At 69.3% G+C, this 25548-nt stretch carries 19 protein-coding genes and 1 tRNA gene; 5 read left to right on the top strand and 15 right to left on the bottom strand.

Annotated elements, in window-relative coordinates; genetic code table 11:
• Nucleotides 1-2 precede the first annotated feature (2 nt).
• The 11 genes from MZC64_RS06005 to MZC64_RS05960 all read right to left on the bottom strand — a co-directional run bounded on the left by MZC64_RS06005 (nucleotide 3) and on the right by MZC64_RS05960 (nucleotide 12559).
• Nucleotides 3-1160 carry a restriction endonuclease subunit S gene (locus MZC64_RS06005; protein WP_247756067.1) on the bottom strand — a complete coding sequence of 386 codons (1158 nt, stop codon included), beginning with the start codon at nucleotides 1158-1160 and terminating at the stop codon, nucleotides 3-5.
• A 31-nt stretch (nucleotides 1161-1191) separates the two neighbouring features.
• Nucleotides 1192-2775: a type I restriction-modification system subunit M gene (locus MZC64_RS06000; protein WP_247756065.1), complete on the bottom strand. Its 1584-nt coding sequence runs from the start codon at nucleotides 2773-2775 to the stop codon at nucleotides 1192-1194.
• Nucleotides 2776-3077: 302 nt separating this feature from the next.
• The gene (locus MZC64_RS05995) at nucleotides 3078-3677 is read right to left on the bottom strand and encodes a hypothetical protein (protein WP_247756064.1); all 600 of its coding nucleotides are present in this window, start codon (nucleotides 3675-3677) and stop codon (nucleotides 3078-3080) included.
• A 105-nt stretch (nucleotides 3678-3782) separates the two neighbouring features.
• Nucleotides 3783-5768, bottom strand: coding sequence for a hypothetical protein (locus MZC64_RS05990; protein WP_247756062.1), 1986 nt, complete (start codon nucleotides 5766-5768; stop codon nucleotides 3783-3785).
• A complete protein-coding gene (locus tag MZC64_RS05985) occupies nucleotides 5765-6631 on the bottom strand; it encodes a 5'-methylthioadenosine/S-adenosylhomocysteine nucleosidase (protein WP_247756061.1) in 867 nt (288 codons plus the stop codon). The genes MZC64_RS05990 and MZC64_RS05985 overlap by 4 nt, the downstream gene beginning before the upstream one ends.
• Nucleotides 6632-6834: 203 nt before the next feature.
• The gene (locus MZC64_RS05980) at nucleotides 6835-7533 is read right to left on the bottom strand and encodes an NUDIX domain-containing protein (protein ID WP_247756059.1); all 699 of its coding nucleotides are present in this window, start codon (nucleotides 7531-7533) and stop codon (nucleotides 6835-6837) included.
• Between the two features lie 29 nt (nucleotides 7534-7562).
• The gene (locus tag MZC64_RS47605) at nucleotides 7563-7685 is read right to left on the bottom strand and encodes a hypothetical protein (protein ID WP_282104654.1); all 123 of its coding nucleotides are present in this window, start codon (nucleotides 7683-7685) and stop codon (nucleotides 7563-7565) included.
• Nucleotides 7686-7776: 91 nt separating this feature from the next.
• Nucleotides 7777-9651 (bottom strand): hypothetical protein, encoded by a 1875-nt coding sequence (locus MZC64_RS05975; protein WP_247756058.1) that lies wholly within the window; start codon nucleotides 9649-9651, stop codon nucleotides 7777-7779.
• The gene (locus MZC64_RS05970) at nucleotides 9639-10127 is read right to left on the bottom strand and encodes an ABC-three component system middle component 2 (RefSeq protein ID WP_247756057.1); all 489 of its coding nucleotides are present in this window, start codon (nucleotides 10125-10127) and stop codon (nucleotides 9639-9641) included. Before MZC64_RS05970 ends, MZC64_RS05975 begins: the two co-directional genes overlap by 13 nt.
• Nucleotides 10124-11224 carry an ABC-three component system protein gene (locus tag MZC64_RS05965; protein ID WP_247756056.1) on the bottom strand — a complete coding sequence of 367 codons (1101 nt, stop codon included), beginning with the start codon at nucleotides 11222-11224 and terminating at the stop codon, nucleotides 10124-10126. The genes MZC64_RS05970 and MZC64_RS05965 overlap by 4 nt, the downstream gene beginning before the upstream one ends.
• A gap of 1262 nt (nucleotides 11225-12486) precedes the next feature.
• Nucleotides 12487-12559: transfer RNA gene (locus tag MZC64_RS05960), tRNA-Ala, on the bottom strand.
• A 123-nt stretch (nucleotides 12560-12682) separates the two neighbouring features.
• Here MZC64_RS05960 and MZC64_RS05955 point away from each other — a divergent pair.
• The gene (locus MZC64_RS05955; RefSeq protein ID WP_247756054.1) at nucleotides 12683-14014 is read left to right on the top strand and encodes a phenylacetate--CoA ligase family protein; all 1332 of its coding nucleotides are present in this window, start codon (nucleotides 12683-12685) and stop codon (nucleotides 14012-14014) included.
• Between the two features lie 3 nt (nucleotides 14015-14017).
• On the opposite strand, the gene MZC64_RS05950 is transcribed toward MZC64_RS05955, so the two are convergent.
• Complete coding sequence (locus MZC64_RS05950) at nucleotides 14018-14806, bottom strand: thioredoxin domain-containing protein (RefSeq protein WP_247756052.1); 789 nt, start codon at nucleotides 14804-14806, stop codon at nucleotides 14018-14020.
• 126 nt (nucleotides 14807-14932) lie between these two features.
• Here MZC64_RS05950 and MZC64_RS05945 point away from each other — a divergent pair, with 126 nt between their 5' ends.
• Nucleotides 14933-15655, top strand: coding sequence for a VIT1/CCC1 transporter family protein (locus tag MZC64_RS05945; RefSeq protein WP_247756050.1), 723 nt, complete (start codon nucleotides 14933-14935; stop codon nucleotides 15653-15655).
• Nucleotides 15656-15910: 255 nt separating this feature from the next.
• On the opposite strand, the gene MZC64_RS05940 is transcribed toward MZC64_RS05945, so the two are convergent.
• Both MZC64_RS05940 and MZC64_RS05935 read right to left on the bottom strand, forming a co-directional pair.
• Nucleotides 15911-17251, bottom strand: coding sequence for an MFS transporter (locus tag MZC64_RS05940; RefSeq protein WP_247756049.1), 1341 nt, complete (start codon nucleotides 17249-17251; stop codon nucleotides 15911-15913).
• A 102-nt stretch (nucleotides 17252-17353) separates the two neighbouring features.
• Nucleotides 17354-18481 carry a glycosyltransferase family 2 protein gene (locus MZC64_RS05935; RefSeq protein WP_247756047.1) on the bottom strand — a complete coding sequence of 376 codons (1128 nt, stop codon included), beginning with the start codon at nucleotides 18479-18481 and terminating at the stop codon, nucleotides 17354-17356.
• 33 nt (nucleotides 18482-18514) lie between these two features.
• On the opposite strand from MZC64_RS05935, the gene hrpB reads away from it, so the two are divergent.
• Nucleotides 18515-20908, top strand: a complete 2394-nt coding sequence (gene hrpB, locus MZC64_RS05930) for an ATP-dependent helicase HrpB (RefSeq protein WP_247756045.1) — start codon at nucleotides 18515-18517, stop codon at nucleotides 20906-20908.
• Here hrpB and MZC64_RS05925 read toward each other — a convergent pair.
• Nucleotides 20898-23387, bottom strand: a complete 2490-nt coding sequence (locus MZC64_RS05925) for a LuxR family transcriptional regulator (RefSeq protein ID WP_247756044.1) — start codon at nucleotides 23385-23387, stop codon at nucleotides 20898-20900. The two genes, hrpB and MZC64_RS05925, sit on opposite strands and share 11 nt — an antisense overlap.
• A 150-nt stretch (nucleotides 23388-23537) precedes the next feature.
• On the opposite strand from MZC64_RS05925, the gene MZC64_RS05920 reads away from it, so the two are divergent.
• Both MZC64_RS05920 and MZC64_RS05915 read left to right on the top strand, forming a co-directional pair.
• Nucleotides 23538-24473: a hypothetical protein gene (locus MZC64_RS05920; RefSeq protein ID WP_247756042.1), complete on the top strand. Its 936-nt coding sequence runs from the start codon at nucleotides 23538-23540 to the stop codon at nucleotides 24471-24473.
• 154 nt (nucleotides 24474-24627) lie between these two features.
• Nucleotides 24628-25548, top strand: coding sequence for a hypothetical protein (locus MZC64_RS05915; RefSeq protein WP_247756040.1), 921 nt, complete (start codon nucleotides 24628-24630; stop codon nucleotides 25546-25548).

Raw genomic sequence — 25548 nt, 5'->3', positions numbered from 1 at the left:
GCTCAGACCTCCAACTCCGCGGACTCGATATCGATGGTGCGATCTAGCAGGCCCGACAGCAGAGCAGCACGGACCTGGCGAAGCCTATTGGCCTCTGCTCGAGAAACAGCTCCGAATGAATACATCGAAAGAATCATCGAAGCAACCTTGCGCTGCTCAGCCAGTTCGGGCCTCGGCACTTTGAGCTCAGCGATTTTCGACTGACTGATGTTCTTCATAGAAGCTGAGCCGGACGCAGCCATAGCGATCTGCCTCCGCACCGTCGAAAGCGCCATGGCGATAACCAGGAAGTCCGGGTCAATGCCATCGGCAGGAACCATACGAAGGGTCTTGTCGCTCAGGTATAGACCACCCCTAACGTCCGAGGGGACGCGACAGGCCGCACCGACACGGTTGATGGTTCCACTCGCCCGAGTGACCAGGACGTCTCCTGCCCGCACCTCGGCGGACTCTGACATCTCCGTTCCCGGAGCGAGTTTCTTGGACTCGTCTGCCGCAAAATGGAAGGCCGCGACCGCACTGACCTTTAGGACGCCTTTCTCGTTTTCTGCGGGTGGAGTATCGACCGCCCGCGGACTACGGCCACCCTCGATGCGATCAAGGTAGTTTCCGATCCGGACACGAGCGTAATGATCCAGAATCGACTCTGCAATTGCGCCAGCTGCCGCCTCGGCAGCATTTGCTTCACTATCGAGCGCGATGATCTGATCATCAACTGCGTCGAGTACCTCAACGATCCGTACTTGTACATCGCGGGGCGGGATTGGAAATTGGATCTGCAAAAGTTGCTCTGGGTTGAGGCGCTTGCGCCGCTGGACTGTCCCGCTCACTCGGTTCTTCATTTCTGCCCATAGTCGCGGTGAGCGGCAAACGTGCCTCATCCAGTCGGGCACTAGTTCTGGGCCAAGCGTGAACGTTGGGAACTCGTTGCTGACGACGAATCTGTCGAACTCGGCCGACACTACGGTGATCGGGCCTTCCCACGCGGTCAGTTTTCGCATCACGACCTGGTTGACGCGCAGCACGTTCATTGCCGCGTACTCCGTGTCTCCGCCGTCGAGTTCACCTTTACTGATAAGCCCCTTTCCTGCGTTCAGGACTCCAGCCAGACGATAGGTGGTTGCAGGCATCATCGGTGTGCGCTGGATGTCGAGGCGCATCACCTCTCCCAGCGGACGAAGCGGATAGCCGTCACGCATCGAAGCCCTCGATCCCGGCGGCGGCGAGGACAGCGAGCATCCGCTGTTCGGACTTCTGGCGCTCAGCACGGGCGATGTTGTAGGCGTCAATGAGGGTGCCGAGGTCTTCCTGCTCAGCGGCGACCTGCTTGATGTACCGCCCGATGTTGAGGTCGTACCCGTTCGCCGTGATCTCTGCGGTGGGGACAAACCGGACCGCGAGTCCGCCATCGCCGTCGGGATCGAAAGGGTTCCCGTCGGTGTCGAATTTCGCATGATAGGCGGTCACGACACCGGCGATGTCCGCCTCGGTGAGGATATTGCGGTTCTTGGCTTTCGCGAATCGGGTTGAGGCGTCGATGAACAGCACCCCGTCCCGGCGCTCCTCTGCCTTGGTGCCTGGGGCACGGAGCACAAGGATGCAGGTCGGGATGGAAGTCGAATAGAAGAGGTTCGCCGGCAGACCGATCACGGCTTCCAAGAGGTCGTCGTCCAGGACACGCTGGCGGATGGCGGCTTCCTGGCCGCCGCGGAAGAGGACGCCGTGGGGCAAGACGACGCCGGCACGGCCCTTCTTCGGGCCCATGCTGGCAATCATGTGCTGCACGAACGCCCAGTCTGCCGTCGACTGCGGGGCGACACCGCCGAGGGCCCGCGGATCCTTGGCCCAGGGCTTCCACTTCAGGCTGTAGGGCGGGTTGGCGACGATCACATCGAACTGCTCGACGGACCCATCCGACTTCTTGAAGCGCGGGTCCTTCAGGGTGTCGCCGATCTCGACCTGGAACTGGGTGAGGTTGTGCATGAAGAGGTTCATGCGTGCCACACCCGCTGTGTCCGGTACTGCCTCCTGCCCGTGCAGCTTGAGCGTGTAGCCCCGCCCGCCGCGGGCCTTCAGGAGGTTCGCCGACGCGATGAGCATGCCGCCCGACCCGCAGGTCGGGTCGTAGACCGACTCAAAGCCCTTGGGGTCCAGGATCTCGACGATCAGTTCGACGACCTCGCGCGGAGTGAAGAACTGGCCGGCGCGAGTGCCGGACCCGTCGGAGAACCGCTTCAGCAGGTACTCGTACGCTCCGCCGAGCACGTCGTGGGACATGTTGCCCTCGTGCATTTTCGGGGTGCGGTCCATCGTCTGCATGACCGCCGCCAGCACCTCCCCCGGCAGCACCTCTTCGGAGGTCCAGGTCATGGACCCGAACAGGCGGGAGAACTTGTCAGGGTTGGCCGTTTCGATGGCTTGCAGGGAGGAACGGACCCGCTGGCCGAGACCGGGCTGGGTGATGGTGGCGAGGATGGACGACCAGGAGGCACGACGCTCCCGGACGGTGCCGGGGTGGATGAACGGGATCTCGAACAGCTGGTAGTCGCGGTACTCGATCTCGTGGGCTTCCTCATCGGAGAGAGCGTCCAGGCCCTCGTTGTCATCCAGGAAGTTGTCGGCCAGGAACTCCTGGTGGTGGTGCTCCCAGGTGTCCGACAGGTACTTCCAGAACATCAACGGGAAGACGACCGACGAGTACTGCGCTTCGGGCATCGCCACGCGCAGCTCGTCGGCGGCGTCCCACAACCGGTTCTCGATCTCCTGCTGGGTCACTGCCATCAGTAGGGGGTGTCCTCGTTCGTCAAAGGGTGGCGACCCGAAGGCCGGGGTCTTCCTGCTGGTCACCCTATTTCGGGCACGCCCGGCAGGTGCACGCCGGGCTTGCCCTGGCGGGTGAACACACGCGGGGTGTCATATTCCCTGCGCGGGCGACTCACCAACGATATCCCTCCTCCTGATCACGAAATGCGACAACGGCCCCAACATCGGCGTGCCGGTGCTGGTGATCGCGGCGCCGTCGCGGCCTTCGGCGAACAGGCGGGAGGTGTCGAGCAGTTCCCGAAGGTGCGCCCTGGTCAGGGCTGAGCAGGTGGCGGTGCCATCCGCTCCTGCCCCCTGATGGACAGATCGGCGGCGGCGACAACACGGGTCGCGAACACCAGGGTGACCAGCGCCTCGATGATCGACACGGCGAGCAGGTCCGCGCGCACGTCCTCGGCGGCCCAGTAGAGCGCGGTCGACAACAGCGATGGGACCACGAACATCAGCAGATCCACTGCCAGCTGCGTGAACTTGTCGAGTCGCCGCAGCGGGCCGCACCGGTGGACGGACTCCCAGGCGAGCACCCCGCCCGAGCGACCATCGGGCGCCACCAACGCGGGGGCCAGGTGTCGACGCAGGTACCTGCCAATCGCCGAGATCTTCTCGTCGTTGGCGAGGTAGGTCCACCCCAGGACGACGCATACCAAGGGCAGCAACAGGAGAAGGTGCGGCCGTCCGGCTGGTTGGACCACCAGTGCCAGCGTCGCTATGAGGGCGGCGAGTGCGGCATACATCAACCGGTCCCGCAACACGATCCGCGACGTCTGCTCTGCTTTGAGGGCGTCGTACTCCGCTAACAGGACATCCCTGACCGCGTTTTCTGCCGTAGTCCCGCCAACTTGGGTTCGGCTCATCTGCTCGTCCTCACTCCTCCGGTGCTGACTCCGTGCGTGCGAGGGATGTCCAGCTGGGCGCCGCGGGGCGCGGCCCGCTTGGCCGGTGCGCCGGCCGGGCGCACGTCAGTCCGACCAGGTACGTGACCACAGGTCACGGCGGCCGCGTTCGAGGTCGATCCAGGCACGGCCCTGGTGGGCCACGGCCTCCAGAACGGGGAGGGCCGTGTCCATCCCGGAGGTCGCCGCGGCGAGTCGCTCCAGCTCAGCCTCGTCGTCGACCTCGGTGTCGCTCTCGGAGTCGAGGCGCTCATTGACCTTGATGATCTCCGCGCCGTCCAGCAGGCGGAGCCGGAACTCCCGGTAACGAACCTTGTGCCCAGGCTCGCCGGGGCCCTTCCTGACCGTCTTCTCGAGCATGCGCAGCGAGGCGGACGCGATGCGGTCGTACCCGAAGACGTCCCAGTTCTCGTTCTTGACCTCGCCGGTGGTGAAGTTCAGGTACACCCGCGAGGCCCGGATGCCGTACCGGGTCAGCAGGATGACGGTGACCAAGTACGCCGTGTAACGCGGTGGCCCGTGGGGCACCGCCCCGCGCCGGGCGCCCGGCGCATGGTGGTTGATGACCACGTGCGAGACGAGGTCCTGCTCGGCGATGTTGCCTCCGCGCAGCGCTTCTGCCTTGAGGTGTGCCTTGTCCAGCGCCAGCCAGCGGGCCAGCTCGCTGTCGGTCGGGCGGTCAGCCAGTTCCTCAAGCCACCGGCGATACTCGGCCATCTCCTCGGCGAAGAGCGCATCGGCCTGTTTGATCGGGAGCAGGGCGGCGCGGCGAGCGGCGATGACCTCCAGCAGCGCGGGCAGCGCGAACCAGCCACCCACCGCGAGCGGCACGACCTGCCAGCGCTGCGCCACAAGTAGCAGGGCCAGGCCGGCCACGGTCACCAGGACACCAGCGGCCTGCCACCGACGGGCGTCGCCACGGGCAGCGGGTTCCGGCTGGACGTGCGGGTCGTGGTAGGGCCACCGTTGGGCGACCCGCTGCGCGTGCCAGTCGAACAACCACTTCAGCTGGTTGACGGGTTGATCGCGGTACCGGAGCTGGGCATTGAACCTCTCTTTGAGGCGTGCGCGGTACCCGGCGGCGTATCGCGGCCAGTCCGGGGCGTACTCGGGACGCGCGTCACGGAAGCAGCGTTCGATGAGCTTGTCCACCGGTGTCGGTCCACCCCACTTGTCTTCGGGGTCGGCGGCGTCGCGTCGGCGTGCGGCGTGCAGCAGGTGCGCGGTGTGCTCAATGCCGTAGCGGGCCATGACGGAGCAGCCCGCCGCCAGCAGCAGCACCCCGCCCCAGAAGGGAAGTGTCATCTGGCCGAAGAACAGGCCACCGAATGCCAGCACCGCGATCAGGCCCCCGATGACCGCGGATCTGCGGTCGTTGAAGTTCGGGAGGGCCATCCGGGGCTGGTACCGGGTGGGCGCCGCGGGATCGGGCTCGAAGAACTTTCGCGCCCGCTCAATACGGTTCCTGGAGAAACGCTCGGCACCGACCTTGTGCTTGCGCTCGACGTCCAACCGCTGCTCGACGACACCGCCGACCAACAGCGACAGGTGTCTGCTGATCTCGTCCTGCCGCTCGGCCGGCAGTCCACCGAAAGCGGTGACCGCCGTGAACGAGCCGTCGCCGTTGTTCGACTGGACGTGATCGAGGAGGCTCCGGACGACGTGGTGGGCTCGTGTCCAGTCGTCTTCCGGCAGGGACGCGCAGATCTTCCAGGTGTCGCGGATGCTGGTGACCAGTTCCGCTGTGAGGTCTCCGAAGCCACGTTCGCTGAGCACCGAGAGCACGTAGTAGTAGGTGCGTTCGGTCGACTGGTGATCGTTGAAGACAAGTGCGCTGAACAGGTCCTCGGCGCGGCGCGGGACGCCGCCGGTGAGGTAGGCGAGTGCGACCTCGTGCTTGCGCTCGGCGGTGTCGCTCTCGCTGACGGTGTAGATGGTCGCGTTGTGGTAGACGCTCTCGACGTTCTGCACGCCGATCTGCTGGTCGACGTGGGCGTTGTCGGAGGCGATGTTCTGGTTGTCGATGTAGGCGCTGGTCGTGTCCTCGGTCATGGGAATCGCCGGGCGGAGCCGAAGTTGACGCCGATCTGCTGGCCCACGCGGGCGTTGTCCCGCGCGGTGTTCGTGTTGTGGATGACCGGGACCGCGGGTGGCGGCGGCTCCTCGCCGCCGGGGGTGTCCTCGTCCGGTTCGAGTGCGGTGATCAGGGCGATGGCGAATGCCGCGGCGTTGCGGGCCGCGAGCCGCTGGCCGCCTGAGCGGTCCGCCGCGGCCTTGCCGCCGTCGGCGTGGTCGCTGATGCCGCGCACTGACACCGCGCGCACCTGGTCGCCCAGGTGGGCCGCGTGGGCGAAGCCGGAGCCCTCCATCTCGATGGCGACCGCGTCGTTGTAGGAGGTGTGCAGCCTGCGGGCCAGCTCAGAGGTGCGGGAGTTGAGCACGACGTCGCCCACCGCGATGGGCTCGAAGTAGGCGACCGGGGGGTCATTCTCGGTTCGGTCGGGCAGGAACGAGTGCCAGGCGTTGCCGCGCAGCAGTCTTCTGGCCTCCTGGTCGAGGCGGTGTGCGACGGACCAGGCGGAGGGGCGCACCAGGAACTCGTCGTTCTCGCTACGCCCGCCTTGGTAGGAGTAGATCTTGGTGGCCACGACGACGTCACCGATCGCCAGCCAGTCGCGCAGGCCGCCCGCGACGCCGACGAACACCATGGCTGTGGGAGCGAACTCGGCGTTGGCACGCTCGGTGAGTGTGGCGGCGGCGGTGGTGCCCGCCCCGGTCATCGTCAGCGCGACGCGGTGCCCGGGGTGGCCTGCCACCGTGCCGACGTCGAACACGGTGCCAGCGGGGTGCCGGTGCGGCCGCACGTCGACCAGGTGTTCCAGCACCGCTGCGTGCTCCACATCCAGCGCAGTCATGATCACATTCACCGGTTCTCACTCCAACACGGTCAGGGGCGCCTCGGGAACGGATGCCCACCAGACGTACGACGAGATCGGGCGTGGTGTGGCAACGGCGCCAGATCAAGACCGCACCACCACTCTTATTGTCACGATGACACTAACTTGCGTGCTGCGCAAGTGTCGCGACAGAGCCAATGGTCAGTTTGACAAGAACGGGTTCACGCCCCGAAGCGTGACCGCATCATCGGCGGGACCAGTTCAGTCGCCCCACCCGCGCGGTACAGGGCAGCGGGCCTGCCGGTGAGCGAAGGCCGCTTGCCGCCGGTGGACACGACGAAGCCATCGGCGTCGGTGACCTTGCGGTGGAAGTTCGACTTGTCCAACCCGACCCCCCATACGATCTCGTAGACCTCACGCAGGTCGCCGATGGTGAACTCGGGGCCGCAGAAGGCGGTGGCGATCGTGCTGAACTGCAGCAGAGTGCGCGCCAGGTCCACCGCGTCGACCAGGATGTGGTCGTGGTCGAAGGCCAGTTCCGAACCGGTGGCCTCAGCGACTGGCACCCACCGGGCGGCGCGCGCATCCGATCCGGCGACCGGCACCGGCAGGTCGGGGGCGATGGCGAGGTAGGCGCTGGTCACCACCCGGGGACGCCGCGGGTCCCGGTCGGGCGCGGAGTAGACACCCACCTGCTGTAGCCGCAACGCCCCGGCGTCGAGACCGGTCTCCTCGGTCAGCTCCCGGGTCGCGGTCTGTTCCAGCGATTCCTCCCCGCGCAGGAAGCCACCGGGCAACGCCAGCCGGCCCCGGAACGGTTCATTTTCCCGCTCCACGAGCAGCACGCTCAGCCCGCCGTCCCGAATGGTCAGGATGACCAGGTCGGCGGTGAGCGTGACCGTCTGCCGGGCGCGGTTCATGCGCGGAGACTACCTACTGGCACCGATGCCTATTGACGTGCACGGATGTACTTTTCGGCACCCGCGACCACGGTGGAGGCACCGATCTCGACCAGCGAGTCCAGGTCGAACGTGGCCAGCGCCACCAACCGCGCTCCGATGGCGAGGACCACAAAGATTCCACGCCCGAGTGTTCTGAACTGGAAGTACGGCTGCTCAGCTTTACCCACCCAACTCGGCGCGTCCTGTGGTCTCGGTGGCCGGTCATGCCTCGTGGACCAACAACGCCGGCCTGTTGTGGGGGAACAAGCCGTAGCGGCCACGGTCTGGGTTCTTGGTGAAGGAGATGTCCCGCGACCCGGTCTCCAGTGCGTTCGGCGGGTCCTCGTTCTCCAAGATGATGATCTGACCCGAGAAGTTCGTCTGGACGTCGGCGAAGAACCGGCCGGCGAGGCTGGCGGTGTCGAGGACGTCGCCGCTGTTGTCGGGTTCGGCATCGGGATCCGGGGGCCGATAGACGACCAAGGGTGAGTCGAGCACGACGAAGCCGGGGTGTGGCAGGCCGTTGTCGAAGCAGTACTGGGCGAGGGAGATGGTGAACGCGGCATGCAGGACGGCACGAACGCCCTTGCCGTGGGCAGAGCGCAGCTGGCCGCCCGACACGACGTCTTGGGTGTCAAACCCGTAGCTGGTGGTATCTGCTTCGGGGAAGCCCCAGGCCCGCAGTCGGTCCGCGATCATGCGCGACAGGTTGTCCACAGTACTGCGCTGCAAGCCCGCGGTGGGCGCCATCGCGTCCGGCTTCGGCTCGGCCTCGATTTCGGCGCGGAGGGCTTCGAGCCGCTGGATGCGCCGAATAGTCTCGACATCTCGTTCGAGCTGCGACGACGAGCTGATCAACTCGCGCAGCTCGAGTTGCTGGGGGTCGAGCAGTCCGTCCAGTCGCGCGATCGTCGACCGCGCCTCTGCCGCCTGATCGGTGTAGGCATGAAGCCGTTGGGCTTTCTCCGCGCGATCGGTGCGCAGCCCGGCGATGGCCTGAAGCAGGTCCTCGCGGAGCGAAGTCGTTTTACGTTGCTCTTCGCGTACGGACGCCGCGAAAGCGGTCGTGTCGTCGGCGCAGTCCTCGTTGAGGTGTTGGTGCTCGGGCTCTGCACCGCAGAACACGCAGGTTCCCGGGGTGAAGTAGCCCAGCAAGGACCCGGCCTCGGCGACGGCCTCCAGTCGAGCCAAGTCCGAGGTGTACTGCTCGTGCAGCAGCGTGAACCTCGCGTCGAGGGTGTCAAGCTCGGCGAGGCTTCGCCGTGCGGCAGTGACGAGCCGCTCGCTGTTGGACAGAGCGTGCCCCCACTGCTGCCTTGCTGCGGCGGTCTGCTCGATGGTGCCGGTCGACTCCATGATCGTCGCCTGCAGGCGGCCGAGACGGTTGACGACCTCCTGGAGCGTCTCGTCGGTCTGGAGCTGTTGACGCAGCTCGGCCAGCAGCGTGTCGATGACGTCGTGCTTGGCGACTTTGGACCGGCGCTTCTCGGTCTCCGATTCGCCGGGCTCAATCGCGGAGTCGTCCTCGCCCTGCAAGAGCAAGCGAAAGGTAGAGATCTCCACGGTCCTCAGCGTGTGCTGCCCCGTCACAACGGGCGCGGTCCTGGCTTGGATCTTGGTCTCGTCCACCAGGAACAGGGGAGCCAGCATGCGCAGGCTCAAAGATTTCGTCCTTCCGGCACCGTCCTTGCGAACGACCTTTCCATCGAGACCGATCTTGCCCAAGAGGTAGTGCGAAAGGTTCTTGAAGTCCTTGGCGCTGTGCTTTGCCGACAGCGGCTCGTGTTCGACAGGCAGGGGGTAGGCGCGGTGGTCGCCGCGGAAGAGACGGAACCCGCCACCCTGGGTGGCCCGGGACAGGGTGGCGTTCTCACCGTTAGGCAGACTGATGCCGAGCAAGACGGTGTCGTAGCCGTCCAGCTCCGTGATCTCGTCCAGCCCCTTACCACCGAGCATGAAGTCTATGGTCTTGGCGATGTAGGACTTTCCCGTGTCCGACGGTCCGCGGACCAGAGTGAGTTTGGGGCCGAACTCGACAGTGGCGGGGCTGACTGACGGGCCGATGAAGGTCAGGTGCAGCAAGCTCAACCGCTCCATATACCTTCCTCCCTCTCTCGGTCGCCGGTGTCGTCATCGTCGGGCCGGCTGCCGAAGATCGCTGCCGTCTGCCGCCGGATCTCCACCTCGGACAGCGTCCCGAACTGCTCAACTACCCACCGGCTGCGGTCGCGCAGCTCGCTGATGTAGCTCGACGCGAGCGCGCTGATAAAGCTGTGGGCCTCGTTGCCAGCCTCGTAGCAGATACCGGCGCTCGAGGCCCGCATATCGGCTAGGCGGGCGCGCAGCATCACCCTCAACCCTTCCTCGACGCTTGCGCGCCGCACACCCAGTTCTCCAGCGTGCAGTGGGTGCGGCGGGTGGATGCTGGGCGGTCCGCCGAGCTCGGCGGTGTGCAGCACACTGTGGTCGAGCAGGACCAGGTGGTTGATGTCCAGCTGCTTCGGATATGCCTCGGTGAGCATCACCAGGACACGGACGCCGTACTCCAGCGGACCGTTGAGGGGACTTCTCACGGCTCCTCCACCCAGGTCAGCCGGTCGTCGTTGGCGAGCTGATGGCAGACACCCTTGCGGTCGTCGATCTCGGTCACGTTGATGAGCTTGTGCCGCTTGAGGTCGAGGCTGCCCACGTGCGTCAGCACTTGGCTCAGCCTCGTGAATCCGTCCGGGTGGTCGATTTGGGTGATGTCGATGACGCCGGAGTGGATGTCGTCTTGGAGCTTCTCGAAGGTACCCGGAGGTACTGCCCCGGCGGAGTAGGCCTTGAGCGACTCCGCGCGAAAGAAATTCACCCGCTGCTGCTGCAGATGTCTGCTCAGCTTCGGGACACCGGCCACGGATTCCAGACTGGTGATCTTGTCAGGGTGGCGCTCCGCATACACGGCCAGCAACTGTTGCAGGAAGCGGGCCTCGCCGGACGTGTACTCCTCAGGAGGGGGCTCACTGTCACCGCGTGCGGGTAGTGATGTGGCGAACCGGGCCGCGTGCCACCTGGTTCGGCTGTGAGTGCCCAGCGCGTCCAGTAGCTCCACTGACCTGAACCTGGCGAAGTCGGTCGCCGCCGCCAGCGTCCGCACCGCGTCGAGAGTGGCTCCGTTCAGCTTCTTCACCAGCGCCTCGCCCACGACGAGCAAGGCCAGGAACTTCTCGCGCAGAGTGGTCGGATTACTGATCAACATGTTGAACGGAGTCGACAACCCCTTGGGAGCCAGGAACTGGTAGGTGTCGGGCAGGCTGTACGCCCCCTCGATCACGGATACGAATACCTTGAGCATCTCGGCGGCGGCAACGGTGAAGCTGAGCGGCTTCTCGTAGTGCTTGGCCTGGAAGCAGTCCCACGGCCCCTCGAACTGCCGGTCGGTCTTGAACCCGACGATGTCCGTGCCCTTGTCGCCCGCCCCGCCGAGCAGCTTGATCTGGACGTAATCCTCTTCCACCGCGGTGGCCCACTCGCGGATGAACTCCTCCCACTCGTCGGGTGAGTACAGCCGGATGCGCCCCACTGGCGGGACAGGCGGGCCGTCCAAGGTCACACACGGGGCCGAGTCGGTGGGCAGGGTGATGTTGCTGAGGGCTGCACGCCCGCCCACCTGCTGTTCCCCCGTTGTCACGTTGCGCCCTCCCTCCGTCTTCTTGGTCGACTACTCACCCTAGCCGGGACGGGGTGGATGCGGACGCATCTGCTTGTGAGCGGCACGCGTGCGGTTGGCTGGCCAGACGGCGAACCGGCTGTGCACCGTAAATCTCGCGGCCCGGAATATGGCGGTCGGCGCCGCCACGCGCACCCCAAACAGGAAACAACGTGGCAGCAGGCTCTCATTCGCCTGTCGTCGAACTTCCGCTATTGCCGCAGACCGGGCGTTTGGCTCGGCCCTCGGCCTGCGCCTCAGAACGAGTGGCCGACCAGTTTGAGACGCGCCATCGGTAGGCGGAGAAGCGCTGGGGAGCACGAGTGAGGAGAAAATGGGGAGCAGACAGGTGAGCTGAACGGTCCTGAACTGTATCCAATGGTTCTGAACGGAACTATGCTGACCTGCGGAAATTACGGTTCCGCAGGTCAGCGCATGATGTCGTCCCTAGTTCACACATATGGGGTCAAGTCCAACGAAGCCCGCGGCGCGCGCTGACCCCTGACCCCCCACACGCTGTCCCAGCCCCAGGGTGTGCGGTCAGGCCCCCTCATGGGCAAGCGTCTGGGCGAAGCGCCACGCCGCCCATGCCTGGCAAGCGTCACCCTGCTCCAGGCACCCCGAAAGACGACTCGATGACCAAGCTTCCGGCACGAATCCCTTGCCCAGCCCTGTTCCCATCCTTTGGTGATCCCTCCGTGGGCACCAACCTGCGCAGTACTTCAGCAACCGATCAACAGGAACTTGGGTGCTCCGTGGTCGCTCCACTGCGGCGAACGTGCCGTCAAAGCACGGCAGATACCGACACAGTGAACTTGGCTCGAACTGCGAGAACGGTACGCAGCGACCCCATCCGACACGACCCGATACGAAACCGCGCCGTCTCTTAATCAGTGGGTAGCTGCAGGTCGCCGCCGCGGCCTCCCAGACGGCAGCCCACGATCCACCACGCCAGCCACGTCCCGACGCAGCTTCTGACAACCGCCGCGATCCAGTAGTCGGCCAGTAGGACGACCCGTTTGGGGTTGCCGTCGGGGGCCGAACGTGGAGCAGCAGGGCGACCCCGTTTCACGGCGGTCGCAGGCGTGCTCCAGATCTGCTCCAGAAAATGGCCGAAATCCAGACCACTGTCCACAAAGGACAAACAAGCAAGATCATCGGAACCTCAGCCGAAAATGCCAGAAGCCCTGGTCAACACGTTGTGGACCGTGTCGACCAGGGCTTCTGGGGCTATCTCAACCGAGTGGAGCTGAGGGGATTCGAACCCCTGACCCCCACACTGCCAGTGTGGTGCGCTACCAACTGCGCTACAGCCCCGTCTCCGGTGCGCTGACCTGGAGTTTTTCTCTCCCGTTCAGTGCTTGGATACCGTACCCCATCTCCCCTCATGAACAAAAATCGGGGGTTGGCCAACGGTGTTTGGGCTGGTAGACCCCGTGCATGCGCACAGTGAACCCGGTACTGACCGATCCCGACGCCGAGGGCGCCTCGCCGGAGCGGCGGGCCGTGCTCCAGGAACGGCGGTTGCGGGGGGTGGTGGATCGGGTGCTGGGGGCCGGGGGTGTGCTCGCGGGGCGGTTGCGGGAGTGCGGGATCCACAGTGGACGGGATGTGCGGTTGGACGAGCTGCATCTGTTGCCCACCTTGAGCAAGCGGGATCTGTGGGATCACTACCCGTTCGGGTTGCGGGTGGCCGAGGAGCAGGACGTGGTGTGCGTGCACGGGTCCTCGGGGACCGGTGGGCGGCCGACGTTGATCCCCTACACCGCGCACGACGTGGACGTGTGGGCGCGGGTGATGGCCAGGGCGCTCGGTGGGGCCGGGGTGACCGCGCGCAGCCGGATCCACAACGCCTACGGGTACGGGCTGTTCACCGGTGGGCTGGGCGTGCACCACGGGGGGATGCGGCTGGGCGCGACCGTGTTGCCGTTGTCCGGTGGGATGACCGAGCGGCAGGTGCGGTTGCTGGTGGATCTGCGGGCGGAAGTGTTGTGCTGCACGCCTTCCTACGCGATCCACCTGGGTGAGGCGTTGCGGGCGGCGGGGATTTCGCCGGAGCAGCTGGGGTTGCGGGTGGGGGTGTTCGGGGCGGAGCCGTGGACGCCGGAGATGCGGCGGCAGATCGAGGAGCTGCTCGGGTTGCGGGCGCTGGACATCTACGGGCTTTCCGAGATCATCGGGCCCGGGGTGGCCTGCGAGTCGCTGGACTCCGAGGGGATGCTCAACGTGGCCGAGGACCACTTCTACGTCGAAGCGGTGGACGCCGACGGTGTGCCGGTGCCGGACGGCACCCCGGGCGAGCTGGTGTTCACCACGCTGACCAAGACCGGGATGCCGCTGATCCGCTACCGCAGCGGGGATGTGGCCAGTCTGGCCGGGCCGGTGGCGGGTTCGGCGCGCACGTTGCGGCGGATGAGCAAGCTGCTGGGGCGGGCGGACGACATGCTGGTGGTGCGCGGGGTCAACGTGTACCCGACCGAGATCGAGTCGGTGCTGCTGGCCGATGAGCGGGTCAGCCCGCACTACCTGGTGGTGGAGGACCGGCGGGTGGCCGCGCGGCCGGAGCTGCGGGTGGCGGTGGAGCCGTTCGCGGCCGCGGTGGACGGGGAGGCACTGCAACGCGAGCTGACCGGGGCGTTGCGCGAGCGGCTGGGCATCGGCTGCGCGGTGACCGTGGTCGAGCCGGGCGTGGTGCCGCGCACGGAGACGGGAAAGGCGCGTCGCCTGGTGCGGTGGAGCACCGGGGACGCGCCTGTTCCGGGAATCGGCTGAGGACTACTTCTTGAACAGGTCCTCGAACCAGGTCGGGGTGTTCTGCAGGTCGACCTTCTTGCCGTCGGCCACCACGGCCGGGGTGCCGGTGAAGCCGCCCGCGTCCTTGAAGCCGGGGTCGTTGTCCACGTTGGCGAAGGAGTCCTGCAGCGCCTGGTTGTTGGTGCCGTTGCGGATGTCGTTGGCGAAGTCCTCGCCGGGCACGCCCAGGTCGCGGGCGAGCTGGATCAGCTGGTCCTTGGTGTAGCCGGCGCCGTTCTCCTTCGGCTGCTTGCCGTAGAGGCTGGCGAAGAAGTCCGGGAACTTCTCCGGCGCGGCCTTGGCCACGGCCAGGGCCGCGTTGGCCGAGTCCAGCGAGTAGCCCTCCGGCTTGGACAGCTTCACCAGCATCGGCAGCATGTGGTAGCGGACCTTCAGCTCACCGGAGTTCAGCTTGTCCTGGATCTGGGTGCCGTACTGCTTCTCGAAGCCGCCGCAACCGGGGCAGAGGAAGTCCGCGTACAGGTCGACGGTGGTCTTCGCGGTGTCCTTGCCCGCGACCACGATCGCGTTGTCCCTGGTCACCGGGTAGGTCGGGTTGACCTGGACCTTGGGGATCGCGCCGGAGGTGACGGAGCTGTCGGTCTGCGCGGTGAAGTAGATGCCGCCGAAGATCGCGGCGGCGATGACCACGACCACCCCGACGCCGACCCACATCTTGGTGCGGTCGCTCTTGCGGGCCGAAGCCATCGCCTTGGCCGCCGCGGCGGCATCCTGCTTCCGCTTTCGCGCGTTGCGCTCGGCACCGCCCACGTCTTGGTCCTTTCCAGCGACGAACCGACCGCCGTGCGGCGGTCTCGGCCGCAGCCTAATGGGCATCGGATGAGAACCCCGTGAGTCGAATGTCGGTTTTCCCGGCAACGCCCTAACGTAAATTTCATGACCGCAGCGGAAAGCAGTGGCGCCGAGGAAGTCGGGCACGTGCACTCCGATGTCTCCGGCGGCTGGCTGCGGCCTGCCGTCTTCGGCGCGATGGACGGGCTGGTGACCAACATCGCGCTGGTCGCGGGCGTCGGCGGCAGCGGGGCCGGCGCGCACTTCATCGTGTTGTCCGGGGTGGCCGGGCTGGTTTCCGGGGCGTTCTCCATGGCGCTGGGCGAGTACGCCTCGGTGGAGACGCAGAACAACCAGGTGCGGGCCGAGATGGAGGTGGAGCGCACCGAGCTGCGCGAACACCCCAGGGCCGAGCTGGCGGAGCTGGTCGAGTCCTATGTGGACATGGGGCTGACCGAGGACACCGCGCGCCGGGTGGCCGCCGAGGTGCACCGGGACCCGGAACTGGCGGTGCGGGTGCACCTGACCCAGGAGCTGGGCGTGGACCCGACCGAGCAGCCCTCGCCCTGGCTGGCCGGGATCTCCTCGTTCTTCTGCTTCGCCGTGGGCGCGCTGTTCCCGCTGCTGCCCTACCTGCTCGGCTTCGACTCGCTGGTGGCTGGTCTACTGGTGGGCGGGGCCGGCCTGGTGATCGCGGGCGCGGTGGTGGCCAGGTTCACCACCAGGCCCTGGTGGCTCAACGGCTTGCGCCAACTGCTCTTCGGCGCGATCGCGGCGGGTGCCACCTACCTGGTGGGCTCACTCATCGGGGTGAGCGCGGGCGGGTGAGCGAAGTTCCCTTGAATTACCGTCGGAACTTTCCGGCGGTGACCCGGCGCGCAAACGCGCATACCGCCGGACGACCCTGAACTGCCGTTTTCAGTTCAGGACTGGATTTCGCCACAACTGTTTATCAACAGCGGGTAGCGCCGGACCCGACTACCGCCGGGAGTGCCCATTCCCTAGTACGGGTGACGACCTGCACACTCGGCGGACACGTGGGGGGCCGGTTGCGAGGGCGCCGGCCCCCCACGTTCCCAAGTCTCAGGCCTCGGGCTGACGGGGCTTCCCGGCCACCCTGGCGCCCAGCGGCACCTCGGGCCCCTCGTCCAGGCAGCCGCACTCCGCGGCCACCGCGACGCCCCGGTTGGATTCCGCCGCCTTCTCCTCGGCCTGCTCGACCTTGCTCGGCAGGGTTTCCGGCGCGGCCAGCCACACCAGCGCGGCGAGCAGGCTCAGCAGCCCGGTGACCGCGAAGGCGGCCTGGTAGGAGATGGTCTCGGCGATCGCCCCGGCGGCCAGCGGGCCGATGATCGCGCCGACGTCGGCGGCCATCTGGAACCCGGCCAGCACCGGACCGCCGCGGCCCCGGTTGCCGATCACGTCGGCGACCGCGGCGTTCTGCGGCGGGTTGAGCAGGCCCGCGCCCAGCCCGGCGACCAGGCAGGAGGCCAGGAACATCGGCACCGAGGTGGTGAAGCCGACCCAGATGGTGCCGATGGCGGAGATGACCAGGCCGATCAGCACCAGTGGTTTGCGGCCCTGCCGGTCGGCCAGCCAGCCTGCCAGCAGCAGCATGGCCGCGTTGCCCACCGCGAAGACGGTCATCGCCCAGCCGGCCATGCTGGGCTGTTGCAGCAGCACCGCGGAGACGAACAGCGGGATCAGCGAGACCCGGACGCCGAAGACCGCCCAGCCGTTGGCGAAGCTGGAGGCCAGCGAGGCCACGTAGGCGCGGTGCTTGAGCGCCTCGCGCACGGTCAGCACCGGGCCGTTGTCGTTCTTCACCGGCGCGGCCAGGGTGGAGCGGCGCAGGAACAGCCAGGCCACGAAGGCGGCCAGCACCAGCGCGGCGGCGTAGCCGAGGAAGGGCAGCTTGAGCGAGATGGACACCAGCACGCCGCCGAAGATCGGCCCGATCACGTTGCCCAGCAGGAAGCCGGTGCCCCACAGCCCGGAGGCGCGGCCGCGCAGGTGCGGCGGGCTGAGCCGGACCAGCAGGGCCACCGCGGACACGGTGAACATGGTGGACCCGGTGCCGCCGAGGGCGCGGAAGAGCAGCAGCTGCCAGTAGGAGTCGGCGAAGGCGCAGGCGCCGGTGGACAGCGCGACGATCAGGATGCCGATCAGGTAGATCGGGCGTTCGCCGAACCTGGTCACCAGCTTGCCGCTGACCGGGGCGAAGGCCAGTCGCATGAAGGCGAAGGCGCTGATCACGATGGAGGCCGCGGTGACGCCGACGTCGAAGCTGGCGGCGTAGCTGGGCAGCGCGGGGGCCAGGATGCCGAAGCCGATCGCGATCACGAAACTGGCCACAACCAGCACCCAGACCTCGGCGGGTAACCGCTGTGCGCTCTGGTCGGTGGACTCCTCGGCCGAACGCACCCTGCCTCCATGATCTTCGTTAGCTTTACTAACTAGTTCACCAGAGGACAAGCGATCTCAGCAAGACGTTATTCCGTTGTCACGCAACGGATTTGGTCGAACTCAGCGGGTGACGGAACGACCTCGCCAGGTCGCGGTGCCGCGCAGCACCTGACCGAGGCTGGCGGCCAGCACACTGCCCAGCGCGGCCCAGGACAGCGGCGCGAGCACCGCGGGCGCGACGGGCTGGCCGAAGAACCGGGCGAAGAGCAGGTGCCCGTAACTCTGCGCGGCCCAGCCGATCAGCCCGGCCAGCGCGATCCGCCGGTCGCGGCGCAGCAGGCCGGTGACCGCCGCGATCGGCGGAGTGAGGCCGAAGATCAGGCTCACCACGGCCCCGGCGGCCAGCACCGGCACGTTGCCGCCGCTGCCGACCACGAAGCTCTTCCGCAGCGACCGCCAGAGCTGGCCGAACCCGTCGTGGCCCTGGGCGACCAGCTCGGCGGTGGCGTCCACGATCAGCACCCGGCCGCCGGTGTCCCGGATCCGGGTGCCCAGGTCGACGTCGTCGGCGGTGGAGCCGGCCAGCGCGGACCAGCCGCCGATGCGGTCATAGGCGGAGCGGCGCAGCAGCAGGCACTGGCCGATGGCGAGCACCCGCCTGGTGTCGCTGTTGGGCGGGATGACCTCGAACATGGCCACCGTGGCCGCGGGCGCGAGCAGACCGGCGCCGGCGCCGCGGCGCATCCCGCCGGGGCTGGACACCAGGTCCGCGCCACTGGCTTGCGCGGCGGCCAGCAGGCGGCCGAGCAGGTCCGGACCGGCTACCCCGTCGGCGTCCATGAACAGCAGCCACTCCGGCTCGCCCGCGGCACGCACCCCCGCGGCCATCGCGGCCACCTTGCCGGACCAGCCCGGCGGCGGGCCCTCGCCGCGGACCAGGGTGACCCGCTCGTCCAGCGCTGCCTGGGCGGCGACGATCTCCGCGGTGCGGTCGGCGGAGGCGTCGTCGACCACCACGATCCGCAGGTCCGGGTGCCGCTGGGCGCGCAACGCGGCCACCCCGCGGCCGATGGTGTCCTGCTCGTCCCTGGCCGGGATGATCACCGCCACCTCGGCCGGGCGGTCCAGCGGCTCGGCGGGCAGCGGCGCGACCTTGCGGATGACCCGCGCGTAGTTGGCGATCCGGCCCACCGCCAGTGCGGCCACCCCGATCGCCAGTCCGGCGCCGATCCGCCCCAGTGCGCTCATGCGGCCGAGTGTGCCAGGGCAGACTGTGTGGCTGTGGAGCTGCCCGACCTGCCGGTTCGCCCGGCGCTGCCCGAGATCGTCCGCACGCTGACCGCGCACGGGGCCGCGGTGCTGGTCGCGCCGCCGGGCACGGGCAAGACCACCCTGGTGCCGCTCGCGCTGGCCGAGGGCGGGGCCCGGGTGGTGGTCGCCGAACCGCGGCGGCTGGCGGCGCGGGCGGCCGCGGCCCGGATGGCCCAGCTGCTGGGCGAGCCGGTCGGGGAGACCGTGGGCTACGCGGTGCGCGGGGATCGCAAGCGCTCGGCGCGCACCCGGATCGAGGTGGTCACCTCCGGACTGCTGGTGCGGCGGCTGCAAAACGACCCCGAACTGTCCACTGTGGACATCGTGGTGCTGGACGAGTGCCATGAGCGGCACCTGGACGCGGATCTGCTGCTCGCGCTGCTGCTGGACGCGCGGGCCGGGTTGCGCGAGGACCTGCGGCTGCTGGCCACCTCGGCCACGGTGGCGGCCGAGCAGGTGGCCGGGCTGCTCGGGGACGCGCCGGTGATCCGGGTGGACGCGCGGACCTTCCCCACCCAGACGCGGTATCTGCCGCCGGTGCGCGGGCAGCGGATCGAGCAGGCGGTGGCCCAAGCGGTGCGGGTGGCGCTGGCCGAGGGCGACGGAGACGTGCTCGCCTTCCTGCCGGGGGTGGGCGAGATCAACCGGGTGGCCGCGGCGCTGGCCGGGCTGGACGCGGACGTGCTTCCCCTGCACGGCAGGCTGTCCTCAGCGGCGCAGGACGCGGCGTTGCGGCCGGGACCGCGGCGGCGGGTGGTGCTGGCCACCGCGGTGGCCGAGTCCAGCCTGACCGTGCCGGGGGTGCGTGCGGTGGTGGACGCCGGACTGGCCCGGGTGTCCACTGTGGACCATCGGCGCGGCATGTCCGGGCTGGTGACCACCAGGGTGTCCGCGGCAGTGGCCGAACAGCGCGCAGGCCGGGCCGGGCGGGAGGCGCCGGGCCGGGTCTACCGCTGCTGGCCCGAGCACGAGCAGTCCGCCCTGCCGCGCTACCCCGAACCCGAGATCCGGCTGGCCGATCTGACCCGGCTGGCCCTGGAACTGGCCGTCTGGGGCACGCCGGACGGCTCCGCGCTGTCCTGGTGGGACCAGCCCCCGGCCGGCGCGCTGGCCGCGGGCCGGACCGTGCTGCACGCCCTGGGCGCGCTGGACGCCGAGGGCGAACTCACCGCGCGCGGCAGGGAACTGGCCGAACTGGGCACGCATCCGCGCTTCGCCAGGGCACTGGTGGACGGTTCGCGCCGGGTCGGGTCGCGGCGGGCGGCGGAGGTGGTCGCGGTGCTCGACGACGACACCCTGGCCGCCTCGGCGGACCTGACCGCCTCGCTGCGGCGGCTGCGCAACGAGCGCGGCCCGGCCGGCAGCCGGTGGCGGCGGGAGGCGGACCGGCTGGCCCGCTCCCTGCCGGACACCCCCGGCGGCAAGGACGATCCGGCGCTGATCGCGGCGCTGGCCTACCCGGAACGGCTGGCGCGCAAGCGATCCGGGCAGACCGGGGTGTACCTGATGGCCGGTGGCACCGCGGTGGAACTGCGCGGGGACGGCGACGGGCTGGGCGAGGCGGAATGGCTGGCGGTGGCGGTGGCCGACCGGGAGCCGGGGCGCACGCACGGCCGGATCCGGCTGGCCGCGGTGGCCGATGAGGCGCTGGCCGTCTCGGCCGGGGCCAGTCTGCTGTCCACTGTGGACGAGATCGGCTGGGCGGACGGCGATGTGGTGGCCCGGCGGGTGCGGCGACTGGGCGCGATCACCTTGTCGGACAAGCCGTTGCGCGATCCGGACCGGGCCGCGGTGCAGGCCGCGCTGACCGAGGGGTTGCGCAAGGAAGGGCTGGGCCTGCTGCGCTGGACACCCGATTCACGCGGACTGCGGCAGCGACTGGCCTTCCTGCACCAGGTCTTCGGCGAGCAATGGCCCGCGATGGACGAGGACACCCTGCTGGCCGGCCTGGACAGCTGGCTCGGCCCGGAGCTGACCACCGCGCGGCGGCGGGCCGATCTGGCCAAGGTGGACGCCGGCCACGCGCTGCGCCGGTTGCTGCCCTGGCCGGTGGCCGGGCGGCTGGACGAACTGGCCCCGGAGCGGATCGCGCTGCCCTCGGGCAACCGGGCCCGGCTGGACTACGGCGAGGCCACCCCGGTGCTGCCGGTCAAGGTGCAGCAGGCCTTCGGCTGGACCAGCACGCCGCGGATCGCCGACGGCCGGGTGCCGGTGCTGCTGCACCTGCTCTCCCCGGCCGGCCGCCCGGCCGCGGTCACCAGTGACCTGGAATCCTTCTGGCGCAACGGGTATCCGCAGGTCCGGGCGGAGCTGCGCGGGCGCTACCCCAAGCACAAGTGGCCGGAGGACCCGTTCAACCCCTGAGCAGGTGCGCGGCCAGGGCGGTGCGTGAGGGCTGGCCGGTCTTGGCCAGGATGTTGGACACGTGCGTGGTCACCGTGCGTTCGCTGAGCACCAGGCGTTCCGCGATCGCCTTGTTCGGCAGGCCCTGGCTGATGAGGCCGGCGACCTGGTGTTCCCGCGCGGTCAGCTCGCCCGGCGCCACCCGCCCGGCCGCCCTGGACACCCGTCTGCCCAATCCGCGCTGGACCCGCATCACCTGCTCCTGCAACCGGTTCGCCCCGAATTCGGCGAACAACGCGCTGGCCCGCTCCAGCTCGCCCAGCGCGGCCGCCCGCTCGCCGAGTCCGGCCAGCGCGGCGCCCGCGACCAGTCGCGCCCTGGCCAGCCCCGGCCGCAACGGGGTCCGGGCGAACCCGTGCGCCGCCTCCCTTGCCAGCCGCACCGCCCCGGCCCACTCGCCACCGGCCAGCAGCAGCCGCGCGTCGGCCAGCAGGGCGTAGGCCAGCGCCCCCGGATCGAGTGCGGCGGCGCGGCAGCGGCGGGCCCAGTCCGCGGCCTCGGCTGGTTCGCCACGGCGCAGCGCGCTTTCGGTGAGCCGCTCCAGATGCGGAGAGAGCAGGTGGTCCCGCACCTCGTCCAGGAAGTCCGGCGGCACCGGCAGGTCCAGCGCCCGGCGCGCCTCGCACAGTTGCCAGCGCACCTGTGCCCACCACGGGTGGTCACTGGCGGGGGCCAGGTCGATGGACCGCTCGGCGAAGTCCAGTGCGGCGGCCGGTTCGCCGCGTTCACCGGCCAGGTAGCCGCGCAGCATCATCGCGTAGGCCAGCACCGGCGGGCGGCCGATGTGCGCCGCCTGCTCCTCAGCCTCGTCCAGGCTGGCGTCGGCCGCGGCCCAGGCGCCGGTGATCACCTGCGTGTAGGCCACCCGCAGCTGGCTGCGCAGCAGCACCAGGCGCTGCCCGGTGTCCCTGGCCACCGCCCGCATCCGCTGCCCCTGCCGCTGTGCTTCGGCGTAGCGGCCCAGATGCAGGGGGACGCCGATGCACTGCTCCGCGATCGTCAGCCACTCGGCCAGTTCCGCGGTGGTGGCCTCCTCCAGCAATGCGACCACCCGGTCCGCCGCCCGCTGGGCCGCGGTGTGCCCGCCCTCGATCCAGTGGTCGTAGGCCAGCAGCGCGTGACAGACCGCGTGGATCAGCGCCGCGTCCTTGGGCAGCGGGGTGCCGGCCACCTGCGCGGCCAGCCGGACCGCCGCCATCCGGTCGCCGGTGTTGTGCAGCGCGCAGGCCAGTTCGGCGCGCATCGCGGCCAGCTCGACCGGGTCGCCGTCCGGCCAGCAGGCCAGTGCCCGGCGCAGCACCGCCCGCGCGGTCAGGTTGCGGCCGAACATCCGCTCCACCGCCGCGTACCGGAGCACCGCCCTGGCCGCGATCGGCCCCGCCGTGCCCACTGCCTCCTGGAACAACGCCATGCCCTCGTCGGTGCGCCCGGCCGCGATGAGCACGTCGGACAGTTCCAGCCGCACGTCCGGCGCCGGGCACAACCGCTGCGCCGCGGCCAGCCAGCGAGCCGCAAGGTCGGGTTCCTTGCCCCGAACCTCCCGCGCGGCCCGCACCAGCACCTCGGCCGCGCTCCGGTCCCCCGGCCGCGCCGCGAACTCCAGCTGCCGGGCCCGCTCCGGCGCGGATGCCCGCTGCGCCCGCAACACCTCGGCCACCCGCCGATGCGCCTCGATCCGCCAGCTGTGCGAGGCCGAGCCGTACACCATCCGCCGCACCACCGGATGCCGGAACTCCAGCACCGCCCCGTTCTCCCGCAACAGATCCGCGGCCACCGCCGCGTCCAGCGCCTGCCGCACCCTGGCCGGCGGGCAGTCACTGGCCGGCGTGACCAGGTCCGCGGTGATCGCCTCACCGACCACCGCGGCGGCCCGCACCACCAGTGCGCCGGTCTCGCCCAGTCCGTCCACTTCGGACAGCAACGCGGCGCGCGCCCCGGCCGAGGGACCATCGGCCAATGCCTTGAGATAACAGGGATTCCCACCACTGGCCGCGTGCAACTCGGCCACCCGGGCCGGACTCGCCTCCCCGAGCAGCTCAGCGCACTCCGCCGGGGCGAGCGGCCCCAGCTCCACCCGGAGCCCGTCCACCTCGTCCAGTAACGCCTGCACCTCCGGCGCGAGCTGCCGCGGGCGGTAACAGAGCAGCACGGTCAGCCGCAACCGGTCGGGACACCGGATCAGCCTGCCCAGCAGGGCGAAGGTGTCCGGACCGGCCAGGTGCAGATCGTCCAGCAGCACCACCGGCGCCCCGGCCAGGCCCGCACGCAGGTCGGCGGCGAACTCCAGCTCCGGCACCGCCCGGCGGGCCCGGTCGACCAGCGCGGTCTTGCCCAGCCACGGATCGCCGGTCACCTGCGCGAACCGGACCTCCCGGGTTCGTTGTGCGCCAAGGAAAGCAACCAGTTCGTCCAGCTCGCGGGACCGTCCTGCCCAAGCCATGAATCCCCCTTGGTCCCACCGTAGCGAGTGGACACAGCCGACCCCCGATCCCTTTAGGGCAGACAAAGGGCCATACGCGCTTCCTACGAGCCGCCGACCGCCCGGTCCTGATCACCTTGCCCGGCAAACCCTCAGCTGGAAGGACCTCTCATGCGGAAGTCGAACAGAGTCCTACTGACCGCGTTGACCACCTTCAGCCTGCTGGCCGCGGGCGCCCAGGTCACCGCCACCGCCGAACCCAGCGGCGCGAGCGATGTGGGCACCCCGATCAGCAGTCACACCGACGCCTCCGGCCGCATCACGGTGACCGTCTTCGAGCGGCGCAGCCACCAGCAGCGGCTGCACCGCGATCACACGGTGACCATGCCGGACGCGGAGATGGCGGTGGTCGGTGGTGGCGCCGTCGCCTGGAAGCAGGGTTACGGCGCGCTGCTGACCGCCTCCTACCCCAGCGAGGACAAGCGCGGCTGGCGGGCGACCTCGAAGGACCACGTGGAGGCGCAGTCGCACGACCTGTCCGTCTACGTGATCGGCATGAAGATCGCCGGGATCAGTGGGCACGACCTGCGGGAACGCTACATCCACGTGAACAAGAACCCTGGCAGCATGGCCGCGCACGCGGAGGCCGAGGTGGGCCCGCCGCCCACCGGCGGTCCCTTTGAGATGCTCGGCGGCGGGTTCAACGTGAAGTGGGGCGGCGCCGGCAACCTCGCCACCGCCTCCTACCCGAGTTCCGCGCTGTCCTGGAAGGCCAAGTCGAAGGACCACATCGAGTCCGACCCGGCCGCCATCGACGCCTACGGCATCTTCATCAAGAAGCACCTGCCGGTCGGGACGGTGGCCGCGGTCCGGGAGCCCGGGCACGCGGGGCACTCGGCCCACCCCGAGGCGGCCGCGAGCGTCGGCGCCGACTACGCGCTCACCGGCGGCGGAGCCGAGGTGCACTGGCAGGGCGCCGGCAACATGCTGTGGCAGCTCCGGCCCGCGGCCGGCCTGACCCGGACCTTCCAGGCAGGCGCCAAGGACCACCGGCACGACTCGCCCGCGACGATGTCGGTGTGGGCACTGGGCATCCGCCTGTTCTGAGTCCGCGCACCCCGGGTTGGCGGCGCGCGACCCGTGCGCCGCCAGCCCGCGCTCCTTTTCGGGCAAGAACCGGTCGTACGCACTTCCTACGAACCCCCCGGCCGCCAAACCAGGTTTGCTGTCGCGGTCACCCCTGACCACCGAAGGGCATCCCGTGCGCAAGCCGAACAAGCTCCTGCTCATCACGCTGACCGCGGTCAGCCTGCTGGCGGCGGGCGCCCAGGTCACCGCCGCCGCCGAACCCTCGGACGCGGGCACGCTGGTCAACACCTACCGGGACGCCTCCGGCAAGGTCACCGTGACCGTGTACGAGCGGGCCGGCGCGGTGGCCGCGCACACCCGGGACCACCGGGTCACCATCCCGGACGCGGACGTGGTGGCCGTCGGCGGTGGCGCGGTCGCGACGAATCAGGGCAATGGCGCGCTGCTCACCGCCTCCTACCCGCTGCCGGGGTTCACCGGCTGGGCCGCCAGTTCCAAGGATCACCACGGCAGTCAGCCGCACAGCCTGCGGGCCTACGTGATCGGGTTGAAGATCGCGGGGATGAGCGCGGACCAGCTGCGTGCGCAACTGCGGGTCACCGAGGCCACCAGCGCGGTCGCCGCGCACCCGGAGGCCGAGGCGCCCAACCCCGGCGCGGACTCCTGGGCGCTGCTCGGCGGCGGCTTCACCATCCAGTGGACCGGCGCGGGCAACCTGGCCACCGCCTCCTTCCCGACCGGCGGCGAAACCTGGAAGGCCCGCGGGAAGGACCACAACCAGGGCGATCCGGCCAAGGTGGTGGCCTACGGCGTCTACCTCAACCGGAACCTGCCGGCCGGCCGGGTCTCCGGCAGCGTGCTGCCCGGGGGTTCCGCCTTCACCAACCACCCCGCGGCGACCGCGACCGTGGCCGAGGGCTTCGCGCTGACCGGCGGTGGTGCCGAGGTGCACTGGCAGGGCGCGGGCAACCTGCTGTGGCAGCTGGAACCGGTGGCGGGCAGCGCGCGCGGCTACCGGGCCGGGTCCAAAGACCACGGCGGGGCCTCACCCGCCGCGCTGACCGCGTACGCGGTGGGCATCCGGCTGAGCTGA

Source organism: Crossiella sp. S99.2 (assembly GCF_023094165.1).
Taxonomy (GTDB): Bacteria; Actinomycetota; Actinomycetes; order Mycobacteriales; family Pseudonocardiaceae; genus Crossiella.
Note: the sequence above shows the minus strand (reverse complement) of the source record. Positions and strands in the feature narration are given on the sequence as shown.

Excerpts from the sequence above, each read along its gene's own strand:
- MZC64_RS06005 (WP_247756067.1), bottom strand. The coding sequence starts at position 1,160 with ATGCGCCTCGACATCCAGCGCACACCGATGATGCCTGCAACCACCTAT.
- MZC64_RS05995 (WP_247756064.1), bottom strand. The coding sequence starts at position 3,677 with ATGAGCCGAACCCAAGTTGGCGGGACTACGGCAGAAAACGCGGTCAGG.
- MZC64_RS05990 (WP_247756062.1), bottom strand. The coding sequence starts at position 5,768 with ATGACCGAGGACACGACCAGCGCCTACATCGACAACCAGAACATCGCC.
- MZC64_RS05985 (WP_247756061.1), bottom strand. The coding sequence starts at position 6,631 with ATGACTGCGCTGGATGTGGAGCACGCAGCGGTGCTGGAACACCTGGTC.
- MZC64_RS05980 (WP_247756059.1), bottom strand. The coding sequence starts at position 7,533 with ATGAACCGCGCCCGGCAGACGGTCACGCTCACCGCCGACCTGGTCATC.
- MZC64_RS05975 (WP_247756058.1), bottom strand. The coding sequence starts at position 9,651 with ATGGAGCGGTTGAGCTTGCTGCACCTGACCTTCATCGGCCCGTCAGTC.
- MZC64_RS05955 (WP_247756054.1), top strand. The coding sequence starts at position 12,683 with ATGCGCACAGTGAACCCGGTACTGACCGATCCCGACGCCGAGGGCGCC.
- MZC64_RS05945 (WP_247756050.1), top strand. The coding sequence starts at position 14,933 with ATGACCGCAGCGGAAAGCAGTGGCGCCGAGGAAGTCGGGCACGTGCAC.
- MZC64_RS05935 (WP_247756047.1), bottom strand. The coding sequence starts at position 18,481 with ATGAGCGCACTGGGGCGGATCGGCGCCGGACTGGCGATCGGGGTGGCC.
- MZC64_RS05925 (WP_247756044.1), bottom strand. The coding sequence starts at position 23,387 with ATGGCTTGGGCAGGACGGTCCCGCGAGCTGGACGAACTGGTTGCTTTC.
- MZC64_RS05920 (WP_247756042.1), top strand. The coding sequence starts at position 23,538 with ATGCGGAAGTCGAACAGAGTCCTACTGACCGCGTTGACCACCTTCAGC.